Raw genomic sequence first — 24,623 nt, forward strand, 5'->3', positions numbered from 1 at the left:
TATGCAAGATATGCTTTCAAATTTGTCTACATATGGATATTTATTATTATTTTTATACTCATTAGGCGGTGGGATGGTTGCTATTATAGCGGCTGGAGTGTTAAGCTATATGGGTAAAATGGATTTAAATATAAGTATAATAGTTGCTTGTGCTGCTAATTTTATAGGAGATAATATACTTTTTTATATTGGTAGATATAATAAAGCTATGCTAATGCCTTATTTAAAAAATCAAAAAAGAAAATTAGCCTATTCTCAAATCTTAATGAAAAAACACGGTAATAAGATGATTTTTATTCAAAAATATATATATGGTGTAAAAACTCTTATTCCAATAACAATAGGATTAACTAAATATTCATTTAAAAAATTTATTATATTAAATCTCGTAGCTTCTGTCTTGTGGGCATTATTGCTTGGAAATTTGAGTTATTATGCTGGAGATTTTGTAGTTAATATAGAAGATTATTTTGGGAATTATAGTTGGTCAATGCCTGTTTTTTTATTTGTTTTATTTGGCAGTATTTGGTTATTTTTAGATAAAAAAACAAAGAAAGTGTCAAAATGAAAAAAATTATTTTTATTTTTATTGTGTTTTTTCTAGCTTTACTGGGATTTAATTATTATTATTCTAATATTGTAAAAGATGAGTTTAATAGTGTTTTAAAATATTTAGATTCCAGAGATGATATTAGAGTCTCAAATATCGTTTACGATAAGAGTTTTTTCAATTCAAAATCTTTTTTTGATTTGGCTATAGATAATTCTATGAAAGAAGAGATAGTTTTTCATATTAGTTCTGATATTAATACAAATTTTTTAATGTTTTTATTGAATGCAAATAATAAAATTTTAAAATCCAATATAGTTTTAGAAGGTGAAAAAAATATAGAAATTGCAACAGTTTTAATAAAAGCTGGTCTGTTTAGTGATTATAAAACAGAAGTTAATTTTAAAAATTTTGATGATGGTATATTTTTTACTAAAGATATATTTATTAATTTAACACTAAATAAAAAATATGAAATTAAAGATTTAAAATTAGATGTTGGAATGTTTAACTTTAAACAAAACGATATTTATTTAAAATTAGATAAGTTTTCTTATGACTTAAAATATAATAGTCCAGTTCCTTATTATGATATTTTTACAAAAATTTATCCAGTTAAAACTAATATTTCACAAAATAGTTTGGATTTTGGGTATATGCAAAACTATATAAAAATCGGAAAAACTACATATAAGTCACAAGTAAAAATAGATGATAATAAACTATTTTCTAGTGATGATATGCTAAAAATTGATAAAATAGCAGTTAATGATTTTTATTTTAATACTATATCTATTAATAACAATATAAATCATATCAACTCTACAGCATTGAATAAAATTTTAGAAATCATCTCAAAATATGATACGAAAAAATATGATACAGGTTTGGTAAATAAATTAGATTTAGTAGCTGATATTTTAGAAAACAATCCAAAATATCATCTTAACTTTGAGGCAAAAAATGGTGAAAAAAATAAAATACACGCGGATTTAAATTTAGAATTTAATGGATTTAAGAAGAAAAATAATTTTAATTATGGATTGGATAATAAGAATATATTAAATTCTCTTAATTTGAACGCAGATATAAAATTTACTCCAACCTTTTCTGATTTTTTATCACAACTTCCAGAACTTGGTATTTTTGAACCTATGTTAATAACAGGTGGTGTTTTAAAACAAAATAACGATAATATGAGTATTTTAGTTAGATTTGATAAAGATAAAAAAGATTTGATTATTAATGATAAGGTTTTATTAAATAAGGTTATAGGTTATAAAAAATAAATATATTTGTGTTTTGAAGTGTGTTTGTGTAAAATATATATTATCTTAAAAGAAAATTAATTTAAATTAAGTTAAAATATATCAAAAAATTAAAGCAAGGGTTTTAAATGAAAGACTTATTTTTATTTTCGGATTTGATTTATCATAGCCATTCTTTTGTCTATGTATTTCATTTTTTGCTTGTAGTTGTGTTGATTGTTCTTGTTGCTAAAATGTCTTCTTCTAAGATGCAACTTGTTCCAAGCGGTGTTCAAAATATAGTAGAAGCTTATCTTGAAGGTGTTATGTCTATGAGTCAAAATACTCTAGGAAGTGAAAAATTAGCTAGAAAATATCTGCCTTTAGTCGCAACTATAGGATTAGTTGTATTTTTTGGAAATGCTATAGGTATCATACCAGGGTTTGAATCTCCTACGTCTAGCTTGAATTTAACCCTTACATTAGCTTTAATTGTATTTTTTTATTATCACTTTGAAGGCATAAGAGAAAATGGATTTTTTAAATATTTTAAACACTTTATGGGTCCTAGTAAAATTTTAGCTCCGTTAATGTTTCCTATAGAGATAATATCTCATATATCTAGGATTATATCTTTATCTTTTCGTCTATTTGGAAATATAAAGGGTGATGATTTGTTTTTGCTTGTTATGCTTACACTTGCACCATTTTTTGCGCCATTGCCAGCATATGCACTACTTACATTGATGGCTGTATTACAAGCTTTTATATTTATGATGCTTACTCTTGTTTATCTTGCTGGCGCTGTTGCGATAGAAGAACATTAATACTTTGAAATTTAGTAGAGATATTTTAAAATATCTCTACGTTTTTTATATTTTCCGAAACTTTTTTACTTTAAAATTATTTAGTTTTTAAATTATTATTTATTGGCTTTTTAGCCTTTTTTTGTTATTATCCTTTCAAAAATTTATATAAGGCAAAAAGTATGGATAAAGCCACTGTTAAAGCACATAAAATCAGTGATTTGGAGTATGAAAATATTCTTAAAATTTTAGGAAGAGAACCTAATTTATTAGAGCTAGGTATCTTTTCTGCTATGTGGAGCGAACACTGTTCATATAAATCTAGTAAAAAATATCTAAATGGTTTCCCAACCAAAGCACCTTGGGTTATACAAGGACCAGGCGAAAATGCTGGTGTTATAGATATAGGAGATGGTTATGCTGCTATTTTTAAGATGGAAAGTCATAATCACCCAAGTTTTATAGAGCCATATCAAGGTGCTGCTACTGGAGTTGGTGGAATTTTAAGAGATGTATTTACTATGGGTGCTAGAGTTGTTGCAAATATGAACTCTCTTCGTTTTGGTAATATAATAGGGAATGATAGTGTTGCTAGGCATCATAGGTATTTGCTAAAAGGTTGTGTTTCTGGTATAGGACACTATGGTAACTGTATGGGTATACCAACTGTTGGTGGAGAGATCAGTTTTGATGAGAGTTTTAACGGCAATATCTTAGTAAATGCATTTGCACTCGGTGTTTGTAAAAATGATGAGATATTTTACGCTAAAGCCGAGGGTGTAGGAAACTCGGTTATGTATGTCGGTTCAAAAACTGGTAGAGATGGTCTTGGTGGTGCTGTTATGGCAAGCGATAGCTTTACAGATGAAAATAAAAGCCTTCGCCCTACTGTTCAAGTTGGTGATCCATTTGCTGAAAAATTATTACTTGAGGCTTGTTTGGAGCTTTTTAAGCATGATTATATAGTTGGAATTCAAGATATGGGTGCTGCTGGACTTACTAGTTCTAGTTTTGAAATGGCTGGTAATAGTGGTAGTGGTATGAAAATGCATCTTGATTTGGTGCCTATGCGTGAAGATAAAATGACTCCTTATGAGCTTATGCTTAGTGAATCTCAAGAAAGAATGCTTATTTGTGCAAAAAAAGGTTATGAGGATAAGATAAAAGAGATATTTAATAAGTGGGATTTAGATGCAGAGGTTATAGGAGAGGTTACAGATACTGGGAAAATGGAGCTATTTTGGCACAATGAATTAGTCGGAGAGATACCGATAGAGCCACTTTCAAATAGTGCACCTGTGTTAGATAGACCTACCAAAAAACCAAACTATATAGATGAGATAAAAGATATAAAATTAGAAAATTTTGAAAAAGTTTCAAATGAAATAGCTTTTGATAAATTGCTAAAAGATGTTCATGTTGTAAATAAGTCTTTTGTTTATGATCAATATGATGCTAATATACAAACAAATACAATAAAACAACCCGGATTTTTAGGTGCTAGCACAATAAGGGTTAAGCAAACAAAAAGAGCCATAGCAATGGCTGCTGAATGCTCCCCAAGACATAATTATGTGAATCCAAAAATAGGTGCTGCTATGGCTGTTGCTAGTAGCGGTAGAAAAATAGCAATGAGTGGTGCTATGCCACTTGCCATAACCGATTGTTTAAATTATGGAAATCCAGAAAATCCAGAGGTTATGTGGCAATTTGCTGAGGGTTGTGATGGTATAAAAGAGGCTTGCAAAGAGCTTCAAACTCCTGTTGTAAGTGGAAATGTTAGCCTTTATAATGAAACTGATGGCGTAAGTGTTTATCCTACCCCTGGTATCGTTAGTGTCGGTGTAAATGATGATGTAGCTAAAAACCTTCCTAGTATTTTTACCAAAGATGGCGTAAGTGTTTATGTTATAGGAGATACCACTGGCGAGTTTAGTGCTAGCTTGTATATGAAATCACTATTTAATGTGGTTGGTGGTGAGCTAAAAGAGATTGATTATAAAAAAGAAAGAGCTATGTGGGAGTTGGTTATAAATGCAAATAAAAAAGGAATTTTGGATTTTGCAAATTCAATAGGAACTGGTGGTATAGCTATTACACTAGCAAAAATGGCTTGTTTAAGCAAAAAAGGGCTAGATGTTAAATGTAATTTTTCTGATGAAAGATTTATCTTTGATGAGAGTTTTTCAAGGGCTGTTGTTGGTGTGCTGGATGAAGATAAATTTATTAAAATGGCTGATGAATATAAACTAAAAGTGCAAAAAATAGGCTCTGTTGGCGGGAATAAGTTTTGTATAGATGGTGTTTGTAAAGATTTAAGTAAAATTAGTGATGTTTATTTTGGTGAGTTTGAAAAGATAATAAAACAAGATGATTAAGGTCTAGACTATGATGTCTTTTATCTTTTATATATTTGTTTTTTGGGTTTTGTATAGTGTTTTTAATAAATTTAAAGGCACTCAAAATTTTTCATACAATAAAAGAGTAAATTTCAAAGAAGCGAGTTATCTTATTGCCTTACTCGCTAAGGTTGCAAAAGGTGATGGTCGTGTTCATGAGCTTGAAGCCAGAATTATTAGCGAAACTATAACTGATATGTCTTATCAAACAGGCATAGACAGGGATGAGTTTAAAACAATCTTTAATAAAGAAAAAGAATATATCGGCGATGCTTATGATGTCGCAAAAAGATATAAAGATGAGTTTAGATTAAATAAGCAAGTAGCTATAGCTAGGATAACATTTTTTTTAAATTTAGCATACATAGATGGTAATTTTGTACCATCTGAACAAAAAATTATCAAAGAAATAGCAAATGGATTTGGTATAGATGGTGATTTATTAGATACAATAATATACAGATTTGATACTTTTTATCGTTCTCAACAAAAATATAGACAAAATAGATATAATAATAGCTCTCGTTCAAATGATACTCAAAATGAAAAATTACCTTATAAAATTTTGGGTATTAGTAAGAATTCTGATTTTAAGGATATAAAAAAGAGATACCGAGAGCTTGTTAAAAAATATCATCCTGATATATTAATGGGGCAGGGTGAAAGTGATGAAGTTATAGAAAAATCAACCAAAAAGCTTCAAGAGATCAATGAAGCTTACGAAGAGATAAAACAACAAAGAGGCGAAAATTAGTTTTGAATTTATTTAAATTTTTTAAGGAGTATAGATGAGAGCATTGCTTAGTGTTAGTGATAAAGATGGCATTGTTGAGTTTGCCAAAGGTCTTTGTGAGCTTGGTTATGAGATAGTTTCAACCGGCGGCACATATAAGCTTTTGTGTGAAAATGATATAAAAGCGATAGAGGTGGCTGATGTTACAAAAAGTCCGGAGATGTTTAATGGTAGAGTTAAGACATTGCACCCTAAAATACACGGTGCTATTTTACATCAGCGTGATAATAATGAGCATGTTAAACAAGCCAAAGAAAACGATATAAGCGGTATAGACTTGGTGTGTGTTAATCTATATCCTTTTAAGCAAACAATTATACGCACAGATGATTTTTCTGAAATAATAGAAAATATAGATATCGGTGGTCCGGCTATGGTTAGAAGTGCTGCAAAAAATTTCAATGATGTTATAATTGTTACTGATATTGTTGATTATGATGAAATTTTAAATCGCCTAAAAACCAAAACAGATGATTTTGATTTTAGAAAAAAACTTATGATAAAAGCTTTTGAACATACTGCAAGTTATGATTGTATGATAGCAAATTATATGAATGAGCGTTTTCATAGTGGTTTTGGGGATTATAAATTTATAGTTGGTAGCAAAGTATTTAATACAAGATATGGCGAAAACCCACATCAAGATGGTGCTTTGTATGAATTTGAATATTTCTTTAAGCATAATTTCACAGCCTTAAAAGGTGAAGCTAGCTTTAATAACTTAACAGATATAAATGGTGCATTAATGCTTGCTACTAGTTTTGATGAACTTCCTGCTGTGTCTATCATCAAACATGCTAATCCTTGCGGATTTGCTGTAAAAAGCACTCTTTTAGAAAGTTATGTTGAAGCTTTAAAATGTGATCCTGTTTCAGCTTACGGCGGAGTTGTTGCTATAAATGGAACATTAGATGAAGAATTAGCTAAAAAAATCAATGAAATTTATGTAGAGGTTATAATAGCTGCAAATGTTACAGATGAAGCATTAAAGGTTTTTGAGAGTAAAAAACGTATTAAAATATTCACTCAAAATAATAAATTTTTAGTTAGAGCAAATGATAAATATGATTTTAAACACATTGATGGTGGATTTGTATATCAACAAAGAGATTTTGTTAAAGATGAAGAGTTACAAAATATGAAACTTGTTAGTAAAAAAGTTGCAAGTGAGTCTGAGCTTAAAGATGCTGATATAGCTTGGAAGGTGGCAGCTCTTACAAAAAGTAATTGTGTTGTCTATGCTAAAAATGGTGCAGTTGTAGCTATAGGGATGGGTATGACAAGTAGAGTAGATGCCGCTCGTGCTGCTGTTGCTAAGGCTAAGGATTTAGGTATTGATTTAAATGGTTGTACTTTGGCTAGTGAAGCATTTTTCCCTTTTAGAGATAGTATAGATATAGCAAATGCTGTTGGTGTTAAGTGTATAGTAGAGCCAGGCGGAAGCATTAGAGATGAAGAGGTTATACAAGCGGCAGATGAGCACGGTATAGCTCTTTATTTTACAGGTGTAAGACACTTTTTACACTAAGAATTAAAACTCGGCTATTTTTTATAGCTGAGTTTATTTTATCTCATATTTTTTGAAAATTTTATAATAATAAATAGCCCCCACAACAAATGCAAGACCCATTAAGATAGTTATCATTCTTAAACTTACACCGTAATTAAATAAAAATCCTATAAATAAAGACATTAAAGCGCTAGCTCCTAAAAATAACATATCGTTATACGCTATAACTCTTCCATAAAAATTTTCATCACAGTTTTGCTGTATGAGTGTGTAAGTGTAGCTCCAAAGAGTTGAAGTAAAAAAACCGGCACAAAACATTCCCATAAAACCTATATAAAAATTATTTTGTAAAAATGACCATAGTATTATCCCAGCGCCTTGCAATACATAAAAATAATGAAGGTTGGTGTTGTTGATAAACTTGCCTAAAATAGCAGGTCCTACCATAAGAGCAAAAGCTCTTGAAGCATTGGTTAACCCTATTGCAAGAGACGCTGATAGGATGAATTTGTATTTATAATCGGCCAAAAGTGCAATGAGTGCATCATAAGCAGTAAGTCCAACAAATGCGTGTATTAGCATAAGATGAAGTATTAGTTTATTGTTTTTTATATATTTCAATCCTTTGCTTAGCATTTGAAATACTGGCTCTGTTATCTTTTGTTTTATACTCTTAACATCTAGTTTTAACAAGAAATAAAAACCAACTATATATAGAGAAAAATCAAATAAAAATGCAGTCTTTATTCCAAAAAAATGTATAAAAACTCCAGCCATACTCATTCCAGCCGTATATGCTACAGCCCATATTACAGAGTGTATCTCATTTGCAGTTTTAAGATCTTGCTTTTTTAAAATTTTTGGAAGTAGGCTCATTTCAACTTGAAAATATACTCCCCCTACACCCATTCTTATAAATATTAATATTAAAAGTAGCCATAATAAATCAAGTGTATTGATAAATAAAAGCATTAAGGCTGAAATCGCTTCTATAATTAGCATAATAACAAGCATTGGTTTTGGTGAAAATTTATCTATAAAAACCCCGCTAAAAGGTGCTAAAAAAACACCAGGCAAAAATGCCATTGCTGCACTTATTGTTATAGCCCAAACAGGTGCTTTTAGATCTATAAGTAGTGTAAAAATACCGGTGTGTGAAAACCAAGCTGCAAAGTAGCATATAAGTTGAACTATGCTTAAAATTCTAAAGTTTGTATCATTTTTTAAAAGATTTATATAAGTTTTCAATTTGTTTTTCCTAATCTTTTTAGTGCTAATTGTGTTATATTTTCTTCGTAATTATAATATAAAAAAGTTGCCCCGTGTTGAACTGTTCCATTTAATATATCGCCGCTTTGGCGATTTTTTAGATCTATTTCGGCAATTTTAAAACCGTCTAATGTATCACAAAATTCCTTTAATCTTTCTGGTGGATTTTTTAGTTTTGTGTATAAAAAGCAAAACCCATTTCCGCCATTTCTTCCAACTCTACCACGGAGCTGATGAAGTGTCGCAAGTCCAAGCCTTTCAGCTCCAACTATAAGTATTGTTGATAGTCTTGGCAGTGAAATTCCAACCTCTACTACTGTTGTTGATAATAATATATTTCCATTTTCTCTAAATTCATTTAATATTTTTTCTTTTTCTTTGTCTTTTCCGTGTGTAAAATATACATTTTTGAAATTTTTAATCCAAAAATCCTTTGCTTCATTTAAACTTTGATAATTTGAAGTCTCAGAACTTTCTACCAATGGGTATACGATAATTATTTGCTTATTTTTTTCAATTTGTTTTTTTATGTGAGATAATAAGTTGTTAAAATCATTATTTTGTAAGACTTGTGAATGAATATTTTTTTCAAATGGCATCTGTTTTAAAAAGCTAAAATTTACAAGTGATGATTGAATTAAACTAAGTGTTCTTGGTATTGGAGTTGCCGAAAATTGTATAAAAGTCGCACGAGTTTCACCATCTTTTACCATTTCTTCTATTTTATTTCTTTGGTTTGAGCCAAACCTATGCTGTTCATCTATCATCACCAAAACAGCTTTTGGAAGCTCTTGATAAAGCAATACATGTGTGCCTATGATTAGATTTGTATCATCAAAGTTTATATTTTTTTCACCACTTTTTACTAGTTTTATGGATATAAAATTTGGAAGCAATTTAATAGCTTCGTTATAAATTTGATCAGCTAGTATGCTAGTTGGTGCCATTAGTATAGCTTTATTTGGATACACACCAAGTGCAGAAGCTAGCATTACAAGAGTCTTTCCGCTTCCAACATCGCCCATTACGACTCTTCTTTTTGCTTGTTTGCTTAGTAGGTCTTGTCTTATGTCGTTTATTGCATTTATCTGATCTGTGGTTGGTTTAAAAGGTAGATTTTTTATCCAATCTTTTATCTCAAATAACTCTATTTTTTTATTTTCAAAGTATGTTTTTTTTGTGTCTAATTTTTTTATATAGTTAAATATTTCAATAAATTTCAAGATATCAGATTCTAATTCCCCCTTTTTTATATCTTCTAGCATTGCTATGCTTTTTTGTGAGTTTTCTTGGATTGAAAGCAAGAAATCACTCTCTTTATTATTTAGACCACAAGACAGTAGGTTTTCTTTATTTATATATTTTTCTATTAAATTTTTTACCTTTTCATCTTTCAAATCAGTTTTAAATTTTGGTATTATTTGGTCTGTTTTTGTGATTATTTTTGGATTTGTTATTTGCCAATTATTATAAGCAAAAGAGCAAATTCCAGTTATTGTGGCCTCTTTTCCGCTTGTAAAAACCGAAAAATGCCAACCTTTTGCATTAAAAATAACTATCTTTATATCGCAACCCCATTCGTATGCAAATGCTGTTGCTAAGATCATTCCTCTATTTGTTTTGTTTATAATGTTTAATTTTACATTTATGCATACTTGCCCATTTTTTGGAGCTTTTGTTATTGTTGTATCTTCAAAGCTTTTTGGCAAAACAAGAGCTAGGTCAAGAAGTGAACTAACTCCTATTTTGTTTAATTCTACTTTGTCTTTGGCTTCAAATTTCATTTCTCAAAACACAAAAACTAAGCTTTGTTATCTCATCGTGTTGTTTTATAAAACTGTTTAAATCGTCAAGTTTTAGATTTTTTATCTTTTCAAGCTCTTTTAAAAAATCACCAATTTTTTTACCTTGATAAAACTCCCCCTGAGCTATCGCAAATCTTTTAAATAGTGTTTCAAGTCTTAGCGGTAAAGAACCGAGTAAGAATTTCTTAGCTTGTTCTAACTCTTTATCGCCTACCCCGTGAGTTGTAAATTTCAAAAACTCTTCCCTAACTACTGACATAGCTTCATCTTTGCTCTCATTTTTTGTTTGTAAGTAACCAAAAATTTGAGAATGACTTAGATTAAATATATTTCTTGCATATGCAGAATAAGCAAGACCTCTTTTTACTCTTATTTCTTCCATTAGTCTTGCACCAAAGCCACCCTCACCAAGTATAAAGGTAGCTACACTTGCCATATATTTTTCATCATCGGCTACATTATAAGGAGATCCAAAGTAGATATATGCTTGTTCGCTTTGCTTTATTATCTCTTTTACCGAGCCTCTTTGACTTGTTTGTAGCTTTTCTAAACTTAATTTTTTATTTGATTTTATCACATTTGTTATATCTTGTAATAATGAAATTTCATCTTTGCTAACATCTCCACCAAATACAATAAATAAATTTTTAAGATCCAGCACATCATTTAAATAATCTTTAATGTCTTGTAATTTAATAGAGTCTATACTTTCTTGTGTTCCTATGCTAGGTGTTGCAAGATTTGTATCCGGATATAGTATTTGCATAAGTCCACATCTTGCTAGATAGTCGTTATCGTTTTGATTGTTTGCTATCTCTCCAAGAGTTATATTTTTGCATTTTTCAAGGCTTTGTTCTGATATGTTTGGATTTTTAATTAATTTTTTTAGCATATCAAGTGTAAAATTAAAATGCTCTTTTAGGCAATTTATCTCTATTGTAAATGTTTCAAATCCAGCACTTGCATACATACTTATAGCTCTTTTTTCTAGCTCTTTGGCAAATAAGCTAGACCCCATATCTTTTTCGCCTTCATTTAAAATCATAGCACTTAGCTTTGCAAGACCGGATGTTTTTTGCATACAAACACCAGATGCTTTAAATATGAGCTTTAAATATGCTACACTTAACTCTTTTGAGCTTTCAAAGATAACTGGTATATCATCATTTTTTGTCTTTAAATGTAAAATTTCCATTAAAATTTCTCCAATATATCATAGTTGGTATTTCTTTTTGCTGGTATTTCCCCGATATCTTTTATTAGCTCTATCATTTGTTCTTGATTCATCCTAAAAGCCGCACCAGCAGCCTTAACAACATTTTCTTCCATCATTGTTGAGCCAAGATCATTAGCACCAAACAATAGTGCTAATTGTCCAACATGACTACCTTGAGTAACCCAGCTACTTTGTATGTTTTTAAAATTATCTAAGAATAATCTTGATACGGCTAACAGTCTTAGATATCTATTTGAGCTTTGTTTTTGAATTTGTGGTTGTTCTAGCATAAGTTTTGTATTAAGTCCTTGAAAACTCCAAAGTATAAATGCTCTAAAACCACCAGTTCTATCTTGTAAGTCTCTTATGTAAGACCAATGTTCAACTATCTCTCTTGTGGTTTCAACCGTTCCAAACATCATTGTAGCAGTTGATTTTATATCTAGCTTATGTGCTTGTTCGTGTATATCAAGCCATGTTTGTGTGTCACATTTTTTTGGAGCTATTATATCTCTTACTCTATCGCTTAAAACTTCCGCGCCAGCTCCAGGTATGGAGTAAAGTCCTTTATTTCTTAGTCTTGTTAAAACTTCAGCTACACTTATTTTTGAAATTTTAGCTATATAGCTTATCTCTACAGCTGAAAATCCATGAACTGTTATACTTGGATAATTTGTACTTATATACTCTAATAAGTCTTCATACCATTCTATCTGTAATTTTGGATGAACACCGCCTTGAAATAATATTTGAGTTCCGCCTATATCTATAAGCTCTTCTATTTTTTTACCAATTTCTTCAAAGCTTAATATATAGGCATCTTCTTCTTTTACATGCCTATAAAAAGCACAGAATTTACAATCAACCCAACAAACATTTGTGTAGTTTATATTTCTATCAACTATGAAAGTTGTTATCTTTTCTGGATGTAGTTCTCTCTTTTTAGCTAAAGCTAGTTCTCCCAGCTCAGTTAGCTCCGCATTTTCTATTAAGTCTATTGCTTCATCAATACTAAGTCTTGCCAAAATTATCACCTTTTATATATATTTTTTGAAAGTTTATCAAAAAATAGCTTTTAAATTTTAAAAATATATATATTAAGTTAAAATTAAATATTAAATTTATAGAATACTGATAATTTTAATTTTATAAATAAGGAAATAAATCTATGAAAAAATATGCTTTATTGTTAGCTACTTTAGCTTTTTTAGTTGGTTGTGCCAAAAACTCAGACATGATGACCCCAAAAGCAGATATGCATATTCCACATCAACACGATAACAATGTTACCCACGAACACAAGCATGCAACTGATATGAAAAATGGTTGTTCTATGGATAAAAAATGTAAGATAATGGATGAAATGCCAAAAGATCACAATCACATGCACATGATGAAAGGCAAAATGCCAAAGGATCATAACCATATGCATATGATGAAAGATGATAAAAAGCCAGAGTGTGCATGCTCTAAAGGTAAATAAAATAAAATGGGTTCTTATAAAACCCAATTTATTCTTTAAATGTCTATACGTTATAAATACTTATAATTTTATTTTTTACTCTTAAAAATTAATATGCTTATCTTAAAATCAGGAAAAAAGTTGTAAAATTACTATATTGTTTAATTTAATATATGGTGGTGATTTATGCTTAGAATTATTATATTTTTACTTTTTAGTTTGTTTATTTATACTGGTTGTTCTATAAAATATCAAAATGTTGATAATAGTATCAATAATAGCCAAAAATTAGATGAAAAAATATCACTAAAAAAAGAAAGAGATCTGATTATTGCTAATAATATTATTTTATCTCTTAACCCAAAATGCGAATCTGGTGATCATGAAACTTGTAATGATATTGGTGTTATATTTGAAAATATGCAAGATTATAAAAATGCATTTTTGTATTATAAAAAAGCTTGTGATAGTGGCGTGGAACACTCTTGTGCTAATCTTGGAATGCTTTATGAAAAAGGTTTTGGTATTAGTAAAGATCCGCAAAAAGCTATACAAATTTATACACAATCTTGCAATAATTCGGGTGCTTTATCTTGCTATAACCTAGCTAATGTTTATAGAAAAGGCGAAATAGTTGCTCAGGACTATAAAGCCGCTTTAAATGCATACATAAATGCATGTGAATTACAAGATATGGCTTCTTGCGCAAATATAGGCTCTATGTATGAGCTTGGACTTGGTGTACAAAAAGATGAAGTTAAGGCTTATGGCATATATAGAGTTGCTTGTTTTAGAGGATTTAATAAGTCTTGTTCTCACATGAAAAGACTTGAAAAAAAACTTAAGGTTAATTAATGAAAAAAATACTGTTTTTGGTTTTTGTGTTTTTATTTTTAAATGGATGCGGCTCTTTGCAAAAGACACTAAGTTTCGGTTATCTTAAAAATAATAAAGATATAGTTTATGAACATCTTTTATCTAAATGCAATCAAAAAGATGCAATATCTTGTAATAATTTAGGTGTGAATTATACTAAAGATGAAGATTTTAAACAAGCAAAACATTTTTATGAAGTAGCGTGTGATTTAAAATTAGCTACAGCTTGTTCGAATTTAGGACAAATTTACGAAAAAGGTTTAGATGGTAAATCACCTGATTTTAAAAAAGCTATGAATTTGTATAGTTATGCTTGTCAAAATAATGATGGCGTAGGTTGTTATAATGAGTCTATAGCATTATATGGTTTTTCAAAATATTATGATCAAGAATATAACTTAAAAAAGAGTATGTTTTTATTAAAAAAGAGTTGTAAGCTTGAGTATAAACAGGCATGCTTACTTTTAGAACAGTTAAAAAATTAAAATGAAATTTTTTTAAAAATAGCAAATATTATAATAAAGATTAAAAAAACACCTAAAAGTGTTATGTAGTCTGACATATTGTATTTTCCTTTTTTTAATATTTGTATTAAAGTTTTGTTATTTTATCAAAAAAAATGTTTTTTTCAAAACTTTACTAATAATATAGTATTCTTAATGTTTTAAAGGAGTTTGAGTATTGGAGAATCAAAATATTTTTATAAATAGAGAACTTAGTTGGCTTAGATTTAATTCACGTGTGTTGGCTCAATGTAAAAAAAATCTTCCATTGCTTGAAAAATTAAAATTTTTAGCTATTTATAGCACAAATTTAGATGAATTTTATATGATAAGAATAGCTGGACTTAAACAATTGTTTGCTGCAGGTATAACAACGAGTGGCAGCGATGAGATGAGTCCTCTTGAACAGCTTAAAGAGATAAGAAAATATCTTCAAAATGAGCAAAAAGTTTTAGAGCATCACTACAATACTACAAAAGAAGAGCTTAGTAAAAATGGTCTTTTTATAAAAAATTATAATGAATTAAATGATGAGTTAAAATTAAAATGTGATGAATATTTTTTTTCAAATATATTGCCGGTTATTGTTCCGATAGCTGTTGATACAACTCATCCTTTTCCTCATTTAAATAATCTTAGCTTTTCTTTAGCTGTTAAGCTTTCAGATATTAACCATCCTGAGACATTAAAATATGGCATGGTTAGAATTTCTCGTGTTTTACCTCGCTTTACTCAAGCTTGTGAAAATACATATGTTCCTATTGAAAGCATAGTTGAAAAACATGCTGAAGAAATCTTCCCTGGTTATAAAATGATTAGTTCTTGTGTGTTTAGAGTTACTAGAAATGCCGATATAGTGATAGAGGAAGAAGAAGCTGATGATTTTATGATGATTTTAGAACAGGGGTTAAAGCTACGAAGAAAAGGTGCTTTTGTTCGTATGCAAGTAGCTCACGATGCAGATCCTGATATACTTGAGTTTTTAAACTCGCATATGAAAATTTTTCATAAAGATATATATTTTTCAAATGTGCCAATTACTTTAAGTTCTCTTTGGCAAATTGTTTCAAATAGAGACTTTAGTCATCTTTGTTTAACTCCATATACTCCAAAAACATTGCCACCTTTCGGGAAAAGCATAAATATTTTTGATGCTATTGACAAAGAGGATGTTTTGTTGATGCATCCTTATGAGAGTTTTGACCCAATAGTTGAGTTTATAAAAGAAGCTAGTAAAGATCCAAAGGTTATATCTATAAGAATGACGCTTTACAGGGTTGATAAAAGTTCTCCTATAATTCAATCTTTAATCGATGCAGCAAGCGAAGGAAAACAAGTTACTGTAATGGTTGAGCTTAAGGCTAGATTTGATGAGGAAAATAACTTGCACTGGGCAAAGGCTCTTGAAGATGCTGGAGCACATGTTGTTTATGGTATAACAGGATTTAAAGTTCATGCTAAAGTTTCTCAGGTAATAAGACAGGTAAATGACAAGCTTAAGTTTTATATGCATTTTGGAACCGGAAACTATAACGGTTCATCGGCTAAAATTTATACAGATATTAGTTTGTTTACTAGCAAAGAAGAGTTTGCAAATGATACCACTACATTTTTTCATATTTTATCTGGATATAATAAAAACCGCAGACTTCAAACCCTTAGTATGTCGCCTTTTCAGATAAAAGAAAAGATTATAGAAAAGATAAGATTAGAGGCTAATAAAGGCACAAACGGCCATATTATAGCTAAGATTAATTCATTAGTTGATAGTGATATTATAAAAGAATTAAGCAAGGCTTCCAATGCTGGTGTAAAAATAGAACTTATTGTAAGAGGTGTTTGTTGTTTAAGACCTGGTATTAAAGGTCAAAGTGAAAATATATATATTAGATCTATTGTAGGTAAATATTTAGAACATGCGAGAGTTTTATATTTTAAACATTCTGAACCTAAATTATATATATCAAGTGCTGATTGGATGCCTAGGAATCTAGAAAGAAGACTTGAGCTTATGACACCTATTTTTGATAAAAAATTACAAGATAGATTGCTTGATATGTTAAAGCTTCAACTTCATGATAATGTATTAGCATTTGAATTAAGAGAAGATGGTGAATATATTAAATTAGACAAAGAAAACGACACTATCAATAGCCATGAGATTTTGGAAAATCATATCAATAAAATTTATAAAAGTTTGAAAAAAGATAATGATAAAGCAAAGGCTGATTTGATAGTATCTAATCTTTTAAGATAGGATTGATGCTTTTAATATAAAATTTATTTAATTTTATGTTTTATTGTGATATAATACACGCTTTTAAATCTTACCAATCAGGAGGTCATCATGGCTTTGGATTCGGCTAAAAAAGCAGAAATAGTTGCGAAGTTCGCTAGAAAAGATGGAGATACTGGATCAACAGAGGTTCAAGTAGCTTTATTAACAACTCGTATATCTGAGTTAACAGAACATCTTAAAATTTTCAAAAAAGATCACTCTTCTCGTCTTGGTCTTTTAAAGATGGTAGGTAAAAGAAAGAGACTTTTAAAGTACTTTAAAAACAAAAATTATCCTGCTTATTCTAAGTTAATTGCTGAACTAAATATAAGAGACAAATAATTTTTTATGGAGCTTTTGCTCCATATTCTATTTTTATAAAATTTAAAGGTTGTTTATGCAAAGACTTTTTTTGACATTTTTTTATGTTGGTCTTTTGCCTAAGGCACCCGGAACTTTTGGATCTATAGCTGGAGCTTTAGTTGCTTGGGTTATTTTAAGTTTTTTTTCTTCTACTACACTTTTTTTATTGTCAATACTTCTATTTTTGGTTAGTATAAATATAATAAATTCTTATGAAAACAAAACAAAAATACATGATCATTCAATTATTGTTATAGATGAGGTTGTTGGTGTTTGGTTGGCTATAGTTTTAAGTGGAGATACTAATTTTCAATTAATATTATCATTGATATTTTTTAGATTTTTTGATATAAAAAAACCTTCTATTATAGGCCGTGTAGATAGAAATACTAGTGGTGGTTTTGGTGTTATGTTTGATGATGTGTTGGCTGGAATTTTTGCTGGAATTTTAAGTTCTATTTGTTATTATATTGCTAACAAATTAGGTTTTACTATTTTTTAAGTATGAGGAATAATATATGGAAAAAATTTTAGTAGTAGCACAAGGTAATCTTGCTGTTGGCTTTTTAAAAAGATTGTTTGAAAATAGATCAAATCAACATTACTATACTATAATTTCAAATGTAAAAGAGAGCGATTTTAACAATAATAGCGATTATTTTAAGTTTTATAATTTTGATCCAACAAGTTTTTCAAAAATAAGCGCTATCGTAAAAGATAACTTTAGTCAATTTATAATATTTGCAGATGATAAAAAAGAAAGTTTGGAAATATATAAAAATCTAAGAAATATAAGTAAAAAAACAGAAATTATCTTACTTAGTCTTTGGGGTGTTGTTGAACAAGATATAAAGAATGATAAATATACTAAATTTATAGATGCCAAGGATATTTTATCATCTATTTTTATAAGGCATTTGCCAAATATGCCTATTTTGGCTGATAATATAGGTCTAGGCGAAGGTGAGATAATGGAGGTTAAGGTTCCAGTTGGAAGCTCTTATATGTATAGACATTTAAGTTCTATACAACAAAGAAAATGGCGTATAGCTCTTATATATAGACAAAATGATATTATCTTACCTAAAAATAATACAATGATACTTCCAAATGATACTTTAATTATTGTTGGTGATCCTAATGTTTTAAGAAATGTCTTTAGGTCTATTAAGCTAGAAAAAGGTCAATTTCCAAATCCTTTTGGCAATAATATATATACTTTTATAGATATGAAAGCCATGAATGAAAAAGAGATAAAAAAGCTAATAGATAATAGCCTTTATTTAAACTCAAAGCTTAGTAATAGGCGTTTGATATTTAAAATTATAAATCCTACATTGGGCGATAATTTAAATAGAATTGTGAGTAAAATTAGTGATAAAAATATATCTTATAATATAGACTATTATACAAGAGATAATTCGCATATTGTTGGAGATGTCGTCAATTTTGATATCGGTCTTGTTATAACCAGTAATAATTACTTTTTTAAGTTTAAAAAATTATTTCATTCGCTTGCTTTACCTATATTAAAAATAGGAAATTCTGCTATAAATAATATCAAACAAGGTGTTATTTTTGGCGATAGTAAAATGGATATAGAAAATCAATCAGCTGTTATACTTGATTGTTGCTCTCAGCTTGATATAAGTATAGAGCTTCATTATTTTGATGATAATGTAAATGAAGATGATACATTAGCAGAGCATTTTGATAGTATTAGTGCTCTTTTTAATAAAAACATAGAGATAAAAAAATACGAAGAAAAAAATCCTATTTTACACTTATCAGAACAAGATGATTTGTTGCATTTTGTATCATTTGATGAGTATGTTAGTAGATCAGATAGCTTATCTTTATTTTCTAATACCTTAAATCGTCAATATAAAATGCTAAAAGACAATTCCCAGCTTTTTATTCCAGCTGTTTTATGATAAATAAAATTAGTTTATAATTAACTTAATTGTAATTTGTTCTCTACCAATTAAGGCAAAATATTGGTTTTTTTGGATAGTATTTTAATACTAAAGGAATAGTGTTATGCAAATAGATGTAAGATTAAATCGTAGCGAAAAAAATTACAAAGTTTATGTTAATGAGCTTGATAAAATAGAACATAAAGGCAAGATTGCTATTGTTACAAACCCAAAGGTTTCAGGGCTTAATTTGAAGTCATTGCTTGAAAATATAGTTTGTGATGAGTGTTTTGTTGTAAGTGTTCCAGATGGAGAACAATATAAAAATTTACAAACTTGTGAAAATATTTTAGAACAACTTTTTATTAGTAAGTTGGATCGTTCTAGTATGCTTATATCTTTTGGTGGCGGGGTTGTTGGTGATATTACTGGATTTGTGGCTAGTATTTATCAAAGAGGAATAAAATTTATAAATATTCCTACCACTCTATTATCACAAGTTGATGCTAGTGTTGGAGGAAAGACTGGTGTAAATAATAAATTTGGTAAAAATTTAATTGGCTCTTTTTATCAACCAGAAGCTGTTTATTGTGAAACTAAATTTCTAAAAACATTACCACAAAGAGAATTTTCAGCTGGATTTGCAGAAGTGGTTAAAATGGCTGTTATGTTTGATAAAGATTTTTTTGATTTTATGCAAGATAATGATGTTAAAGATAAAAATATATTGGTAGAAATTATACAAAAAGCCATAAAGCTAAAAGCTGATATAGTTATGCAAGATGAGAAAGAACTTGGCGTGAGAGCTTTACTTAATTATGGTCATACATTTGCCCACGTGATAGAAAATGAAACAAAGTATAGTGTTTATTTGCATGGGGAAGCTGTTGCTATTGGGATAAATATGGCAAATGAACTTTCTTTAAAGCTGGGATTAATTACACAAGATGAAAAAAATAAGATAAGTAATTTGTTGGTTAAGTTGAATTTACCTATATCGTATAAAATAGAAAATATTGATAGATTTTATAATGCTTTTTTTCTTGATAAAAAGAGCCAAAATAATAGTATAAAATTTATATTATCTAGTGGAATTGGCAAAAATATTATAAAAAGTGATGTTGATAAAGAATTGATTTGTGAAGTATTGAGTGAGTTTAGATGAGAGTTGTATTATTATTTTTTATTTTTTTATTTCAAGTTTTTGCAGATAATAATATCAGTATTGATAGCAACTTAACAAATACAAGTATTTTAGATAGTAAAAAGCAATTAGAAGGCATAAATCTTTACCTTAAAAATAATATATGGATGGCTAGATATGCTAACTATAATACTTTTCAAAGAATAAATAACGAACTTGAAGATAATGAAAAGTTGATTAAAAAATATTCAAAAGATAGTAAGAAAAAATCAGATATTTCTAAAAAAATAAAATATTTAAAAGATCAACTAGAGCTTTTAAAGGAGTATGAAAAAACTCCATTTTCAAATATGCTATCAGCTCCAGAAGTAGCTGTTACACCGCGTATTACAAACCCGATTATGATGATTTCAGGGTTTTCATATATTAAAAAAATAAGAAGTGATAAAGAAGAATACAAGCATCATATTAATGAGCTTGATAATTTGTTAAAAAAATTAAAAGAAAAAGAAGAGATTTTATCTACTATCTTGCCAAATGATTTTAATGAAACAGTTTCAAATCAGCTCTATGAGCTTAGAACTCAGATAAGCGAGTTTGAGAGTGCAAAGCAGATTGCTGATACCACATTTGATGTATATGAAAAACGAGCAGACGAATCTATAAATATAGCTACAAATGATATAAAATCACAAATTATAAGCACTATAAATATAGCTATTTTTATCATAGCTATAATAGCTATATCATTCTTTTTTAAATTTATAGCAAAAAAAACCATAACAGATAATGATAGATTTTATACTGTAAATAAATTTATAAACTTTATAAATTTTATCCTTATTATTCTTACATTGCTTTTTGCATATATAGAAAATGTTACATATGTTGTTACGGTTTTAGGTTTTGCTTCAGCCGGTATTGCTATCGCTATGAAAGATATGTTTATGTCTATGCTAGGCTGGGTTGTTATAATATTTGGTGGTTCTATTCATGTTGGAGATAGGGTGAGAGTTAGTTATAATGGAAATATATATGTCGGTGATATTATAGATATATCCGTTCTTAGAATGACACTTTTTGAAGATGTTACTCTTACTACATATAAAGAAAATAGGCGTGGCGGAAGGATAGTATTTATACCAAATAATTATATTTTTACAGAGCTTATATCAAATTATTCTCATCACGGTATGAAGACTGTATGGGATGGAATAGATGTTGTTTTGAGTTTTGATAGCAATCACAAAAAAGCTGTGCATATAGCAAAAACAATAACAAGAAAATATGCAAAAGGATATACTGATATAGCTAAAAGACAGATGACAAGACTTAGAAATGAGTATAGTATAAAAAATCCAAATGTAGAACCTAGGGTTTTTACATTTTTTGAACCTTATGGTATAAATGTTTCTATATGGTTTATGTCAAACTCATATGCTACTTTAACTCTAAGAAGCACTATTAGTTCAGAACTTATAGATGCTTTCAATAAAGAAGATGATATAGTTATAGCTTATCCAACTCAAACTATGTATTTTAGTAAGAAGCTATCTCCAAAAGAGCATGCTGATTTAGATAAAGAGGTGCTTGTTTGAAAAGAGATAAAATTTTTTTTAAAACATTTGGTTGTAGGACAAATATCTATGATACAGAACTTATAAAAAGTTATGTTAAAGATTATGATATAACAAATGATGAAGATGTAGCCGATGTGGTAGTGGTAAACTCTTGCACGGTTACAAATGGTGCAGATAGCGGTGTTAGAAGTTATATAAACGGTCTTAAAAAGCGTGGAGTTAAGGTTGTATTGACTGGTTGTGGTGCTATCAGTAAAGGGAAAGAGCTTTATGATAAAAATGGTATTTTTGGAGTTATAGGAGCTAGTGAAAAGTCAAAGATAAATGAATTACTTTCAAATAATTCTAGGTTTTTTGAACTTGGAAATCTAAACTCAATAGATAAAAATATAGTTACAAATTATGAAAATCACACAAAGGCTTTTATAAAAATTCAAGAGGGTTGCAATTTTGCTTGTTCTTATTGCATAATACCTAGTGTTCGGGGTAAATCAAGAAGTATGGATGAAAACTCAATAATAAATGAAGCAAAAATTCTAGCTTCGAATGGTTATAACGAACTTGTTTTAACCGGCACAAATATAGGAAGTTATGGTAAAGATAGTGGAAGTTCTTTGGGTAAACTTTTATATAGACTTGGACAAATATCTGGTATAAAAAGAATAAGACTTGGAAGTATAGAACCTAGTCAAATAGATGATGATTTTAGAGAAATTTTAAAAGAGCCTTGGCTTGAAAGACATCTTCATATAGCACTTCAACATACAAGCCAAGCTATGCTTAGCATAATGAGAAGAAGAAATCAGGCATTTAAGGATTTAGAACTTTTTTGTGAATTAAGAGAGCTTGGTTTTGCTTTGGGGACTGATTTTATCGTAGGACACCCCGGCGAAAGTGATGATATTTGGAAAGATGCTTTGATAAATTTCAAAAAATTTCCATTGACCCATATACATGCCTTTATATACTCTCCAAGAAATAATACCTATTCATCAACACTCAAACAAGATGTTAATGGTGCTGTAGCAAAACAAAGGCTAAAAACTCTAAAAGATATAGTTTTACAAAACAATATTGATTTTAGAAAAGAAAATAATATTCCTTTGCAAATTTTAGTAGAACAAAAAAATGGTGATTTTTTTGAGGGTTCAGATCAGTTTTATAATAAGGTAAAAATAAGCTCAGATACAGATATATCAAAAGAGTGGGTAGAGATTAAAAACTATGAAATAAGGGATGATGCAAATTATGCAAAAATTTAAATTTGAAAAGAAAAACATAGCTATTATAGCTCTTGTTTTGCTTATTATAGTTATGGTTTTTGCTGTTTTTAGGGGCGAGCCTAAAAATATAAGCTATGTAAATTTAGACCAATTTATAAAAAACGAACAGATACAAAAAGCAGTAATTAGCGGAAGTGATATTATTTTTTACACGCAAAATAACAGATATAAAATCATAAAAGATGCCATAGATATAAAAGAACTTGCAAAAACAATACCTATAGAGCAAGAAAAGCAATACATTATGATGGATGAGGTTTTTACAATTTTATTTTTGCTTGTTATGATTTTTATGTTTTTATTTGTTTTAAGTAAAATCAAAACAAATAAAGCAAATCATATGAGTAAAAATCCAGTTTTTGAGCTTGAAAATATGGTTCAATCAAGTATAAATCCCGTTGTATCAAATATAAATTTTAGTAATGTAGCTGGTATTAAAGATGTCAAAATAGAGCTTAGTGAAATAGTTGATTTTTTAAAAAATCCATCAAAATATAAAGAATTTGGTATAAAAATGCCAAAAGGTGTCTTGATGGTGGGACCACCGGGTGTAGGTAAGACTCTTATAGCAAAAGCTGTTGCTGGTGAAGCAAATGTTCCATTTTTTTATCAAAATGGTGCTAGTTTTGTTCAAATTTATGTTGGTATGGGAGCAAAAAGAGTTAGAGAGCTTTTTGCAAAGGCAAAAGCTTATGCACCATCTATCGTTTTTATAGATGAGATAGATGCTGTTGGTAAAAGTAGGGGTGGCGATAGAAACGATGAAAGAGAAGCTACATTAAACCAGCTTTTAACAGAAATGGATGGTTTTTTGGATAACTCAGGTGTTATTGTTATAGCCGCTACAAATCGTATAGAGATGATAGATGAAGCACTTTTAAGATCTGGTAGATTTGATAGAAGAATTTTCTTATCAATGCCAAATGTTGGCGATAGAAAAGATATTTTAAAATCATACTTATCTGGAAAAATAACAAATGTTGATATTGAAGAAATTGCAAAAATGACAGTTGGTTTTTCAGGAGCTGCTCTTAGCACATTGGTTAATGAAGCTGCAATCAATGCTTTAAGACGTGGTGTTAGAGTTATAGAAACTTCTGATTTTGAAGCCGTGTTAAATAAAGTATTGCTTGGCAAAAAAAGGGTTCTAAGCTATACAGAGCATGAAAAAAAGATACAGTCTATGTATCAAGGTGCAAAGGCACTTAGTGCTTATTGGTTTGATATAAAATTTGATAAAATATCTCTTATTGAAGATCGTTTTTTAGGTGCTGAGAGAGAGATAGAGTCAAAGACTCAAATGTTATCAAGGATTAAGGTCTATCTTGCTGGAATGGTTAAACTAGAGCTTGAGTTTAATGATGTTTTTTCAAATTCTTATTATGATTTAAATATAGCAAAAAGTATAGCTGAAAAAATGGTATTTGAATACGGAATGGGTCAGTCTTTTACTTCAAATGTTTTAGATGTTGAAAATATATTAAAAACAGCTAAAACTGAAATAGCTGAGTTTTTACAAGGTATGAAAACACAAAGTGAAGATATCTCAAATTTTATCTTTGAAAATGAAAGTATAGATAGATTTGATGTTTCTAAAATTTTAAATAAAACTTATGATTAGGA

Annotated in this window: 21 protein-coding genes; 17 read left to right on the forward strand and 4 right to left on the reverse strand. The window is 29.0% G+C overall.

What is annotated here, in order from left to right; genetic code table 11:
* The first annotated feature begins 1 nt into the window (after position 1).
* The 6 genes from CPIN17260_RS03465 (at position 2) to purH (ending at position 7,323) form a co-directional block, all read left to right on the forward strand.
* Complete coding sequence (locus CPIN17260_RS03465) at positions 2-568, forward strand: DedA family protein (RefSeq protein WP_069632411.1); 567 nt, start codon at positions 2-4, stop codon at positions 566-568.
* Positions 565-1,839 carry a YdgA family protein gene (locus tag CPIN17260_RS03470; RefSeq protein ID WP_078440567.1) on the forward strand — a complete coding sequence of 425 codons (1,275 nt, stop codon included), beginning with the start codon at positions 565-567 and terminating at the stop codon, positions 1,837-1,839. Before CPIN17260_RS03465 ends, CPIN17260_RS03470 begins: the two co-directional genes overlap by 4 nt.
* 107 nt (positions 1,840-1,946) lie before the next feature.
* The gene (locus CPIN17260_RS03475; protein ID WP_069632413.1) at positions 1,947-2,624 is read left to right on the forward strand and encodes a F0F1 ATP synthase subunit A; all 678 of its coding nucleotides are present in this window, start codon (positions 1,947-1,949) and stop codon (positions 2,622-2,624) included.
* Between the two features lie 161 nt (positions 2,625-2,785).
* A complete protein-coding gene (gene purL, locus CPIN17260_RS03480) occupies positions 2,786-4,981 on the forward strand; it encodes a phosphoribosylformylglycinamidine synthase subunit PurL (RefSeq protein ID WP_078440568.1) in 2,196 nt (731 codons plus the stop codon).
* A gap of 13 nt (positions 4,982-4,994) precedes the next feature.
* On the forward strand, positions 4,995-5,756 hold the full coding sequence (locus CPIN17260_RS03485) for a DnaJ domain-containing protein (protein WP_167562273.1): 762 nt from the start codon (positions 4,995-4,997) through the stop codon (positions 5,754-5,756).
* Between the two features lie 34 nt (positions 5,757-5,790).
* Positions 5,791-7,323 carry a bifunctional phosphoribosylaminoimidazolecarboxamide formyltransferase/IMP cyclohydrolase gene (gene purH / locus CPIN17260_RS03490; protein ID WP_078440569.1) on the forward strand — a complete coding sequence of 511 codons (1,533 nt, stop codon included), beginning with the start codon at positions 5,791-5,793 and terminating at the stop codon, positions 7,321-7,323.
* Between the two features lie 33 nt (positions 7,324-7,356).
* On the opposite strand, the gene CPIN17260_RS03495 is transcribed toward purH, so the two are convergent.
* The 4 genes from CPIN17260_RS03495 to CPIN17260_RS03510 are packed head-to-tail and all read right to left on the reverse strand — an operon-like array spanning position 7,357 to position 12,620.
* Positions 7,357-8,553, reverse strand: coding sequence for an MFS transporter (locus tag CPIN17260_RS03495; protein WP_069636689.1), 1,197 nt, complete (start codon positions 8,551-8,553; stop codon positions 7,357-7,359).
* A complete protein-coding gene (recG, locus tag CPIN17260_RS03500) occupies positions 8,550-10,358 on the reverse strand; it encodes an ATP-dependent DNA helicase RecG (RefSeq protein ID WP_078440570.1) in 1,809 nt (602 codons plus the stop codon). The genes CPIN17260_RS03495 and recG overlap by 4 nt, the downstream gene beginning before the upstream one ends.
* The gene (locus CPIN17260_RS03505; protein WP_078440571.1) at positions 10,348-11,574 is read right to left on the reverse strand and encodes a M16 family metallopeptidase; all 1,227 of its coding nucleotides are present in this window, start codon (positions 11,572-11,574) and stop codon (positions 10,348-10,350) included. The genes recG and CPIN17260_RS03505 overlap by 11 nt, the downstream gene beginning before the upstream one ends.
* Positions 11,574-12,620, reverse strand: a complete 1,047-nt coding sequence (locus CPIN17260_RS03510) for a dehypoxanthine futalosine cyclase (RefSeq protein WP_069632419.1) — start codon at positions 12,618-12,620, stop codon at positions 11,574-11,576. The genes CPIN17260_RS03505 and CPIN17260_RS03510 overlap by 1 nt, the downstream gene beginning before the upstream one ends.
* 143 nt (positions 12,621-12,763) lie before the next feature.
* Between CPIN17260_RS03510 and CPIN17260_RS03515 the strand changes: the two genes are divergently transcribed.
* From CPIN17260_RS03515 to CPIN17260_RS03565, 11 genes are all read left to right on the forward strand, one after another.
* A complete protein-coding gene (locus CPIN17260_RS03515; protein ID WP_069637248.1) occupies positions 12,764-13,078 on the forward strand; it encodes a hypothetical protein in 315 nt (104 codons plus the stop codon).
* A gap of 165 nt (positions 13,079-13,243) precedes the next feature.
* Positions 13,244-13,912, forward strand: a complete 669-nt coding sequence (locus tag CPIN17260_RS03520; RefSeq protein WP_078387555.1) for a tetratricopeptide repeat protein — start codon at positions 13,244-13,246, stop codon at positions 13,910-13,912.
* Positions 13,912-14,418 (forward strand): tetratricopeptide repeat protein, encoded by a 507-nt coding sequence (locus CPIN17260_RS03525; protein ID WP_069636684.1) that lies wholly within the window; start codon positions 13,912-13,914, stop codon positions 14,416-14,418. Before CPIN17260_RS03520 ends, CPIN17260_RS03525 begins: the two co-directional genes overlap by 1 nt.
* A 196-nt stretch (positions 14,419-14,614) precedes the next feature.
* Positions 14,615-16,693 carry an RNA degradosome polyphosphate kinase gene (locus tag CPIN17260_RS03530; RefSeq protein WP_078387556.1) on the forward strand — a complete coding sequence of 693 codons (2,079 nt, stop codon included), beginning with the start codon at positions 14,615-14,617 and terminating at the stop codon, positions 16,691-16,693.
* 90 nt (positions 16,694-16,783) lie between these two features.
* Complete coding sequence (gene rpsO / locus CPIN17260_RS03535; RefSeq protein ID WP_069632424.1) at positions 16,784-17,056, forward strand: 30S ribosomal protein S15; 273 nt, start codon at positions 16,784-16,786, stop codon at positions 17,054-17,056.
* Between the two features lie 55 nt (positions 17,057-17,111).
* Entirely contained in the window at positions 17,112-17,579 is a 468-nt protein-coding gene (locus CPIN17260_RS03540; protein WP_069632425.1) for a phosphatidylglycerophosphatase A family protein, read from the forward strand.
* Between the two features lie 16 nt (positions 17,580-17,595).
* Complete coding sequence (locus CPIN17260_RS03545) at positions 17,596-19,011, forward strand: COG3400 family protein (protein WP_069637251.1); 1,416 nt, start codon at positions 17,596-17,598, stop codon at positions 19,009-19,011.
* Positions 19,012-19,117: 106 nt separating this feature from the next.
* Positions 19,118-20,158 (forward strand): 3-dehydroquinate synthase, encoded by a 1,041-nt coding sequence (gene aroB / locus CPIN17260_RS03550; protein WP_078440572.1) that lies wholly within the window; start codon positions 19,118-19,120, stop codon positions 20,156-20,158.
* On the forward strand, positions 20,155-21,735 hold the full coding sequence (locus CPIN17260_RS03555) for a mechanosensitive ion channel family protein (RefSeq protein ID WP_069632428.1): 1,581 nt from the start codon (positions 20,155-20,157) through the stop codon (positions 21,733-21,735). The genes aroB and CPIN17260_RS03555 overlap by 4 nt, the downstream gene beginning before the upstream one ends.
* Complete coding sequence (mtaB, locus tag CPIN17260_RS03560; protein ID WP_069636681.1) at positions 21,732-22,979, forward strand: tRNA (N(6)-L-threonylcarbamoyladenosine(37)-C(2))-methylthiotransferase MtaB; 1,248 nt, start codon at positions 21,732-21,734, stop codon at positions 22,977-22,979. The genes CPIN17260_RS03555 and mtaB overlap by 4 nt, the downstream gene beginning before the upstream one ends.
* Positions 22,966-24,621 carry an ATP-dependent metallopeptidase FtsH/Yme1/Tma family protein gene (locus tag CPIN17260_RS03565; protein WP_069636706.1) on the forward strand — a complete coding sequence of 552 codons (1,656 nt, stop codon included), beginning with the start codon at positions 22,966-22,968 and terminating at the stop codon, positions 24,619-24,621. The genes mtaB and CPIN17260_RS03565 overlap by 14 nt, the downstream gene beginning before the upstream one ends.
* Positions 24,622-24,623 lie beyond the last annotated feature (2 nt).

Source organism: Campylobacter pinnipediorum subsp. pinnipediorum (genome assembly GCF_002021925.1).
GTDB lineage: Bacteria > Campylobacterota > Campylobacteria > Campylobacterales > Campylobacteraceae > Campylobacter_A > Campylobacter_A pinnipediorum.

What these genes read in the sequence shown, in the direction of transcription:
- CPIN17260_RS03545 (WP_069637251.1), top strand. Translation starts at nt 17,596, where the DNA reads ATGGAAAAAATTTTAGTAGTAGCACAAGGTAATCTTGCTGTTGGCTTT.
- rpsO (WP_069632424.1), top strand. Translation starts at nt 16,784, where the DNA reads ATGGCTTTGGATTCGGCTAAAAAAGCAGAAATAGTTGCGAAGTTCGCT.
- CPIN17260_RS03515 (WP_069637248.1), top strand. Translation starts at nt 12,764, where the DNA reads ATGAAAAAATATGCTTTATTGTTAGCTACTTTAGCTTTTTTAGTTGGT.
- CPIN17260_RS03540 (WP_069632425.1), top strand. Translation starts at nt 17,112, where the DNA reads ATGCAAAGACTTTTTTTGACATTTTTTTATGTTGGTCTTTTGCCTAAG.
- CPIN17260_RS03505 (WP_078440571.1), bottom strand. Translation starts at nt 11,574, where the DNA reads ATGGAAATTTTACATTTAAAGACAAAAAATGATGATATACCAGTTATC.
- purH (WP_078440569.1), top strand. Translation starts at nt 5,791, where the DNA reads ATGAGAGCATTGCTTAGTGTTAGTGATAAAGATGGCATTGTTGAGTTT.
- CPIN17260_RS03485 (WP_167562273.1), top strand. Translation starts at nt 4,995, where the DNA reads ATGTCTTTTATCTTTTATATATTTGTTTTTTGGGTTTTGTATAGTGTT.
- CPIN17260_RS03465 (WP_069632411.1), top strand. Translation starts at nt 2, where the DNA reads ATGCAAGATATGCTTTCAAATTTGTCTACATATGGATATTTATTATTA.
- CPIN17260_RS03565 (WP_069636706.1), top strand. Translation starts at nt 22,966, where the DNA reads ATGCAAAAATTTAAATTTGAAAAGAAAAACATAGCTATTATAGCTCTT.
- CPIN17260_RS03525 (WP_069636684.1), top strand. Translation starts at nt 13,912, where the DNA reads ATGAAAAAAATACTGTTTTTGGTTTTTGTGTTTTTATTTTTAAATGGA.
- recG (WP_078440570.1), bottom strand. Translation starts at nt 10,358, where the DNA reads ATGAAATTTGAAGCCAAAGACAAAGTAGAATTAAACAAAATAGGAGTT.
- CPIN17260_RS03470 (WP_078440567.1), top strand. Translation starts at nt 565, where the DNA reads ATGAAAAAAATTATTTTTATTTTTATTGTGTTTTTTCTAGCTTTACTG.
- CPIN17260_RS03555 (WP_069632428.1), top strand. Translation starts at nt 20,155, where the DNA reads ATGAGAGTTGTATTATTATTTTTTATTTTTTTATTTCAAGTTTTTGCA.
- purL (WP_078440568.1), top strand. Translation starts at nt 2,786, where the DNA reads ATGGATAAAGCCACTGTTAAAGCACATAAAATCAGTGATTTGGAGTAT.
- aroB (WP_078440572.1), top strand. Translation starts at nt 19,118, where the DNA reads ATGCAAATAGATGTAAGATTAAATCGTAGCGAAAAAAATTACAAAGTT.
- CPIN17260_RS03520 (WP_078387555.1), top strand. Translation starts at nt 13,244, where the DNA reads ATGCTTAGAATTATTATATTTTTACTTTTTAGTTTGTTTATTTATACT.
- CPIN17260_RS03475 (WP_069632413.1), top strand. Translation starts at nt 1,947, where the DNA reads ATGAAAGACTTATTTTTATTTTCGGATTTGATTTATCATAGCCATTCT.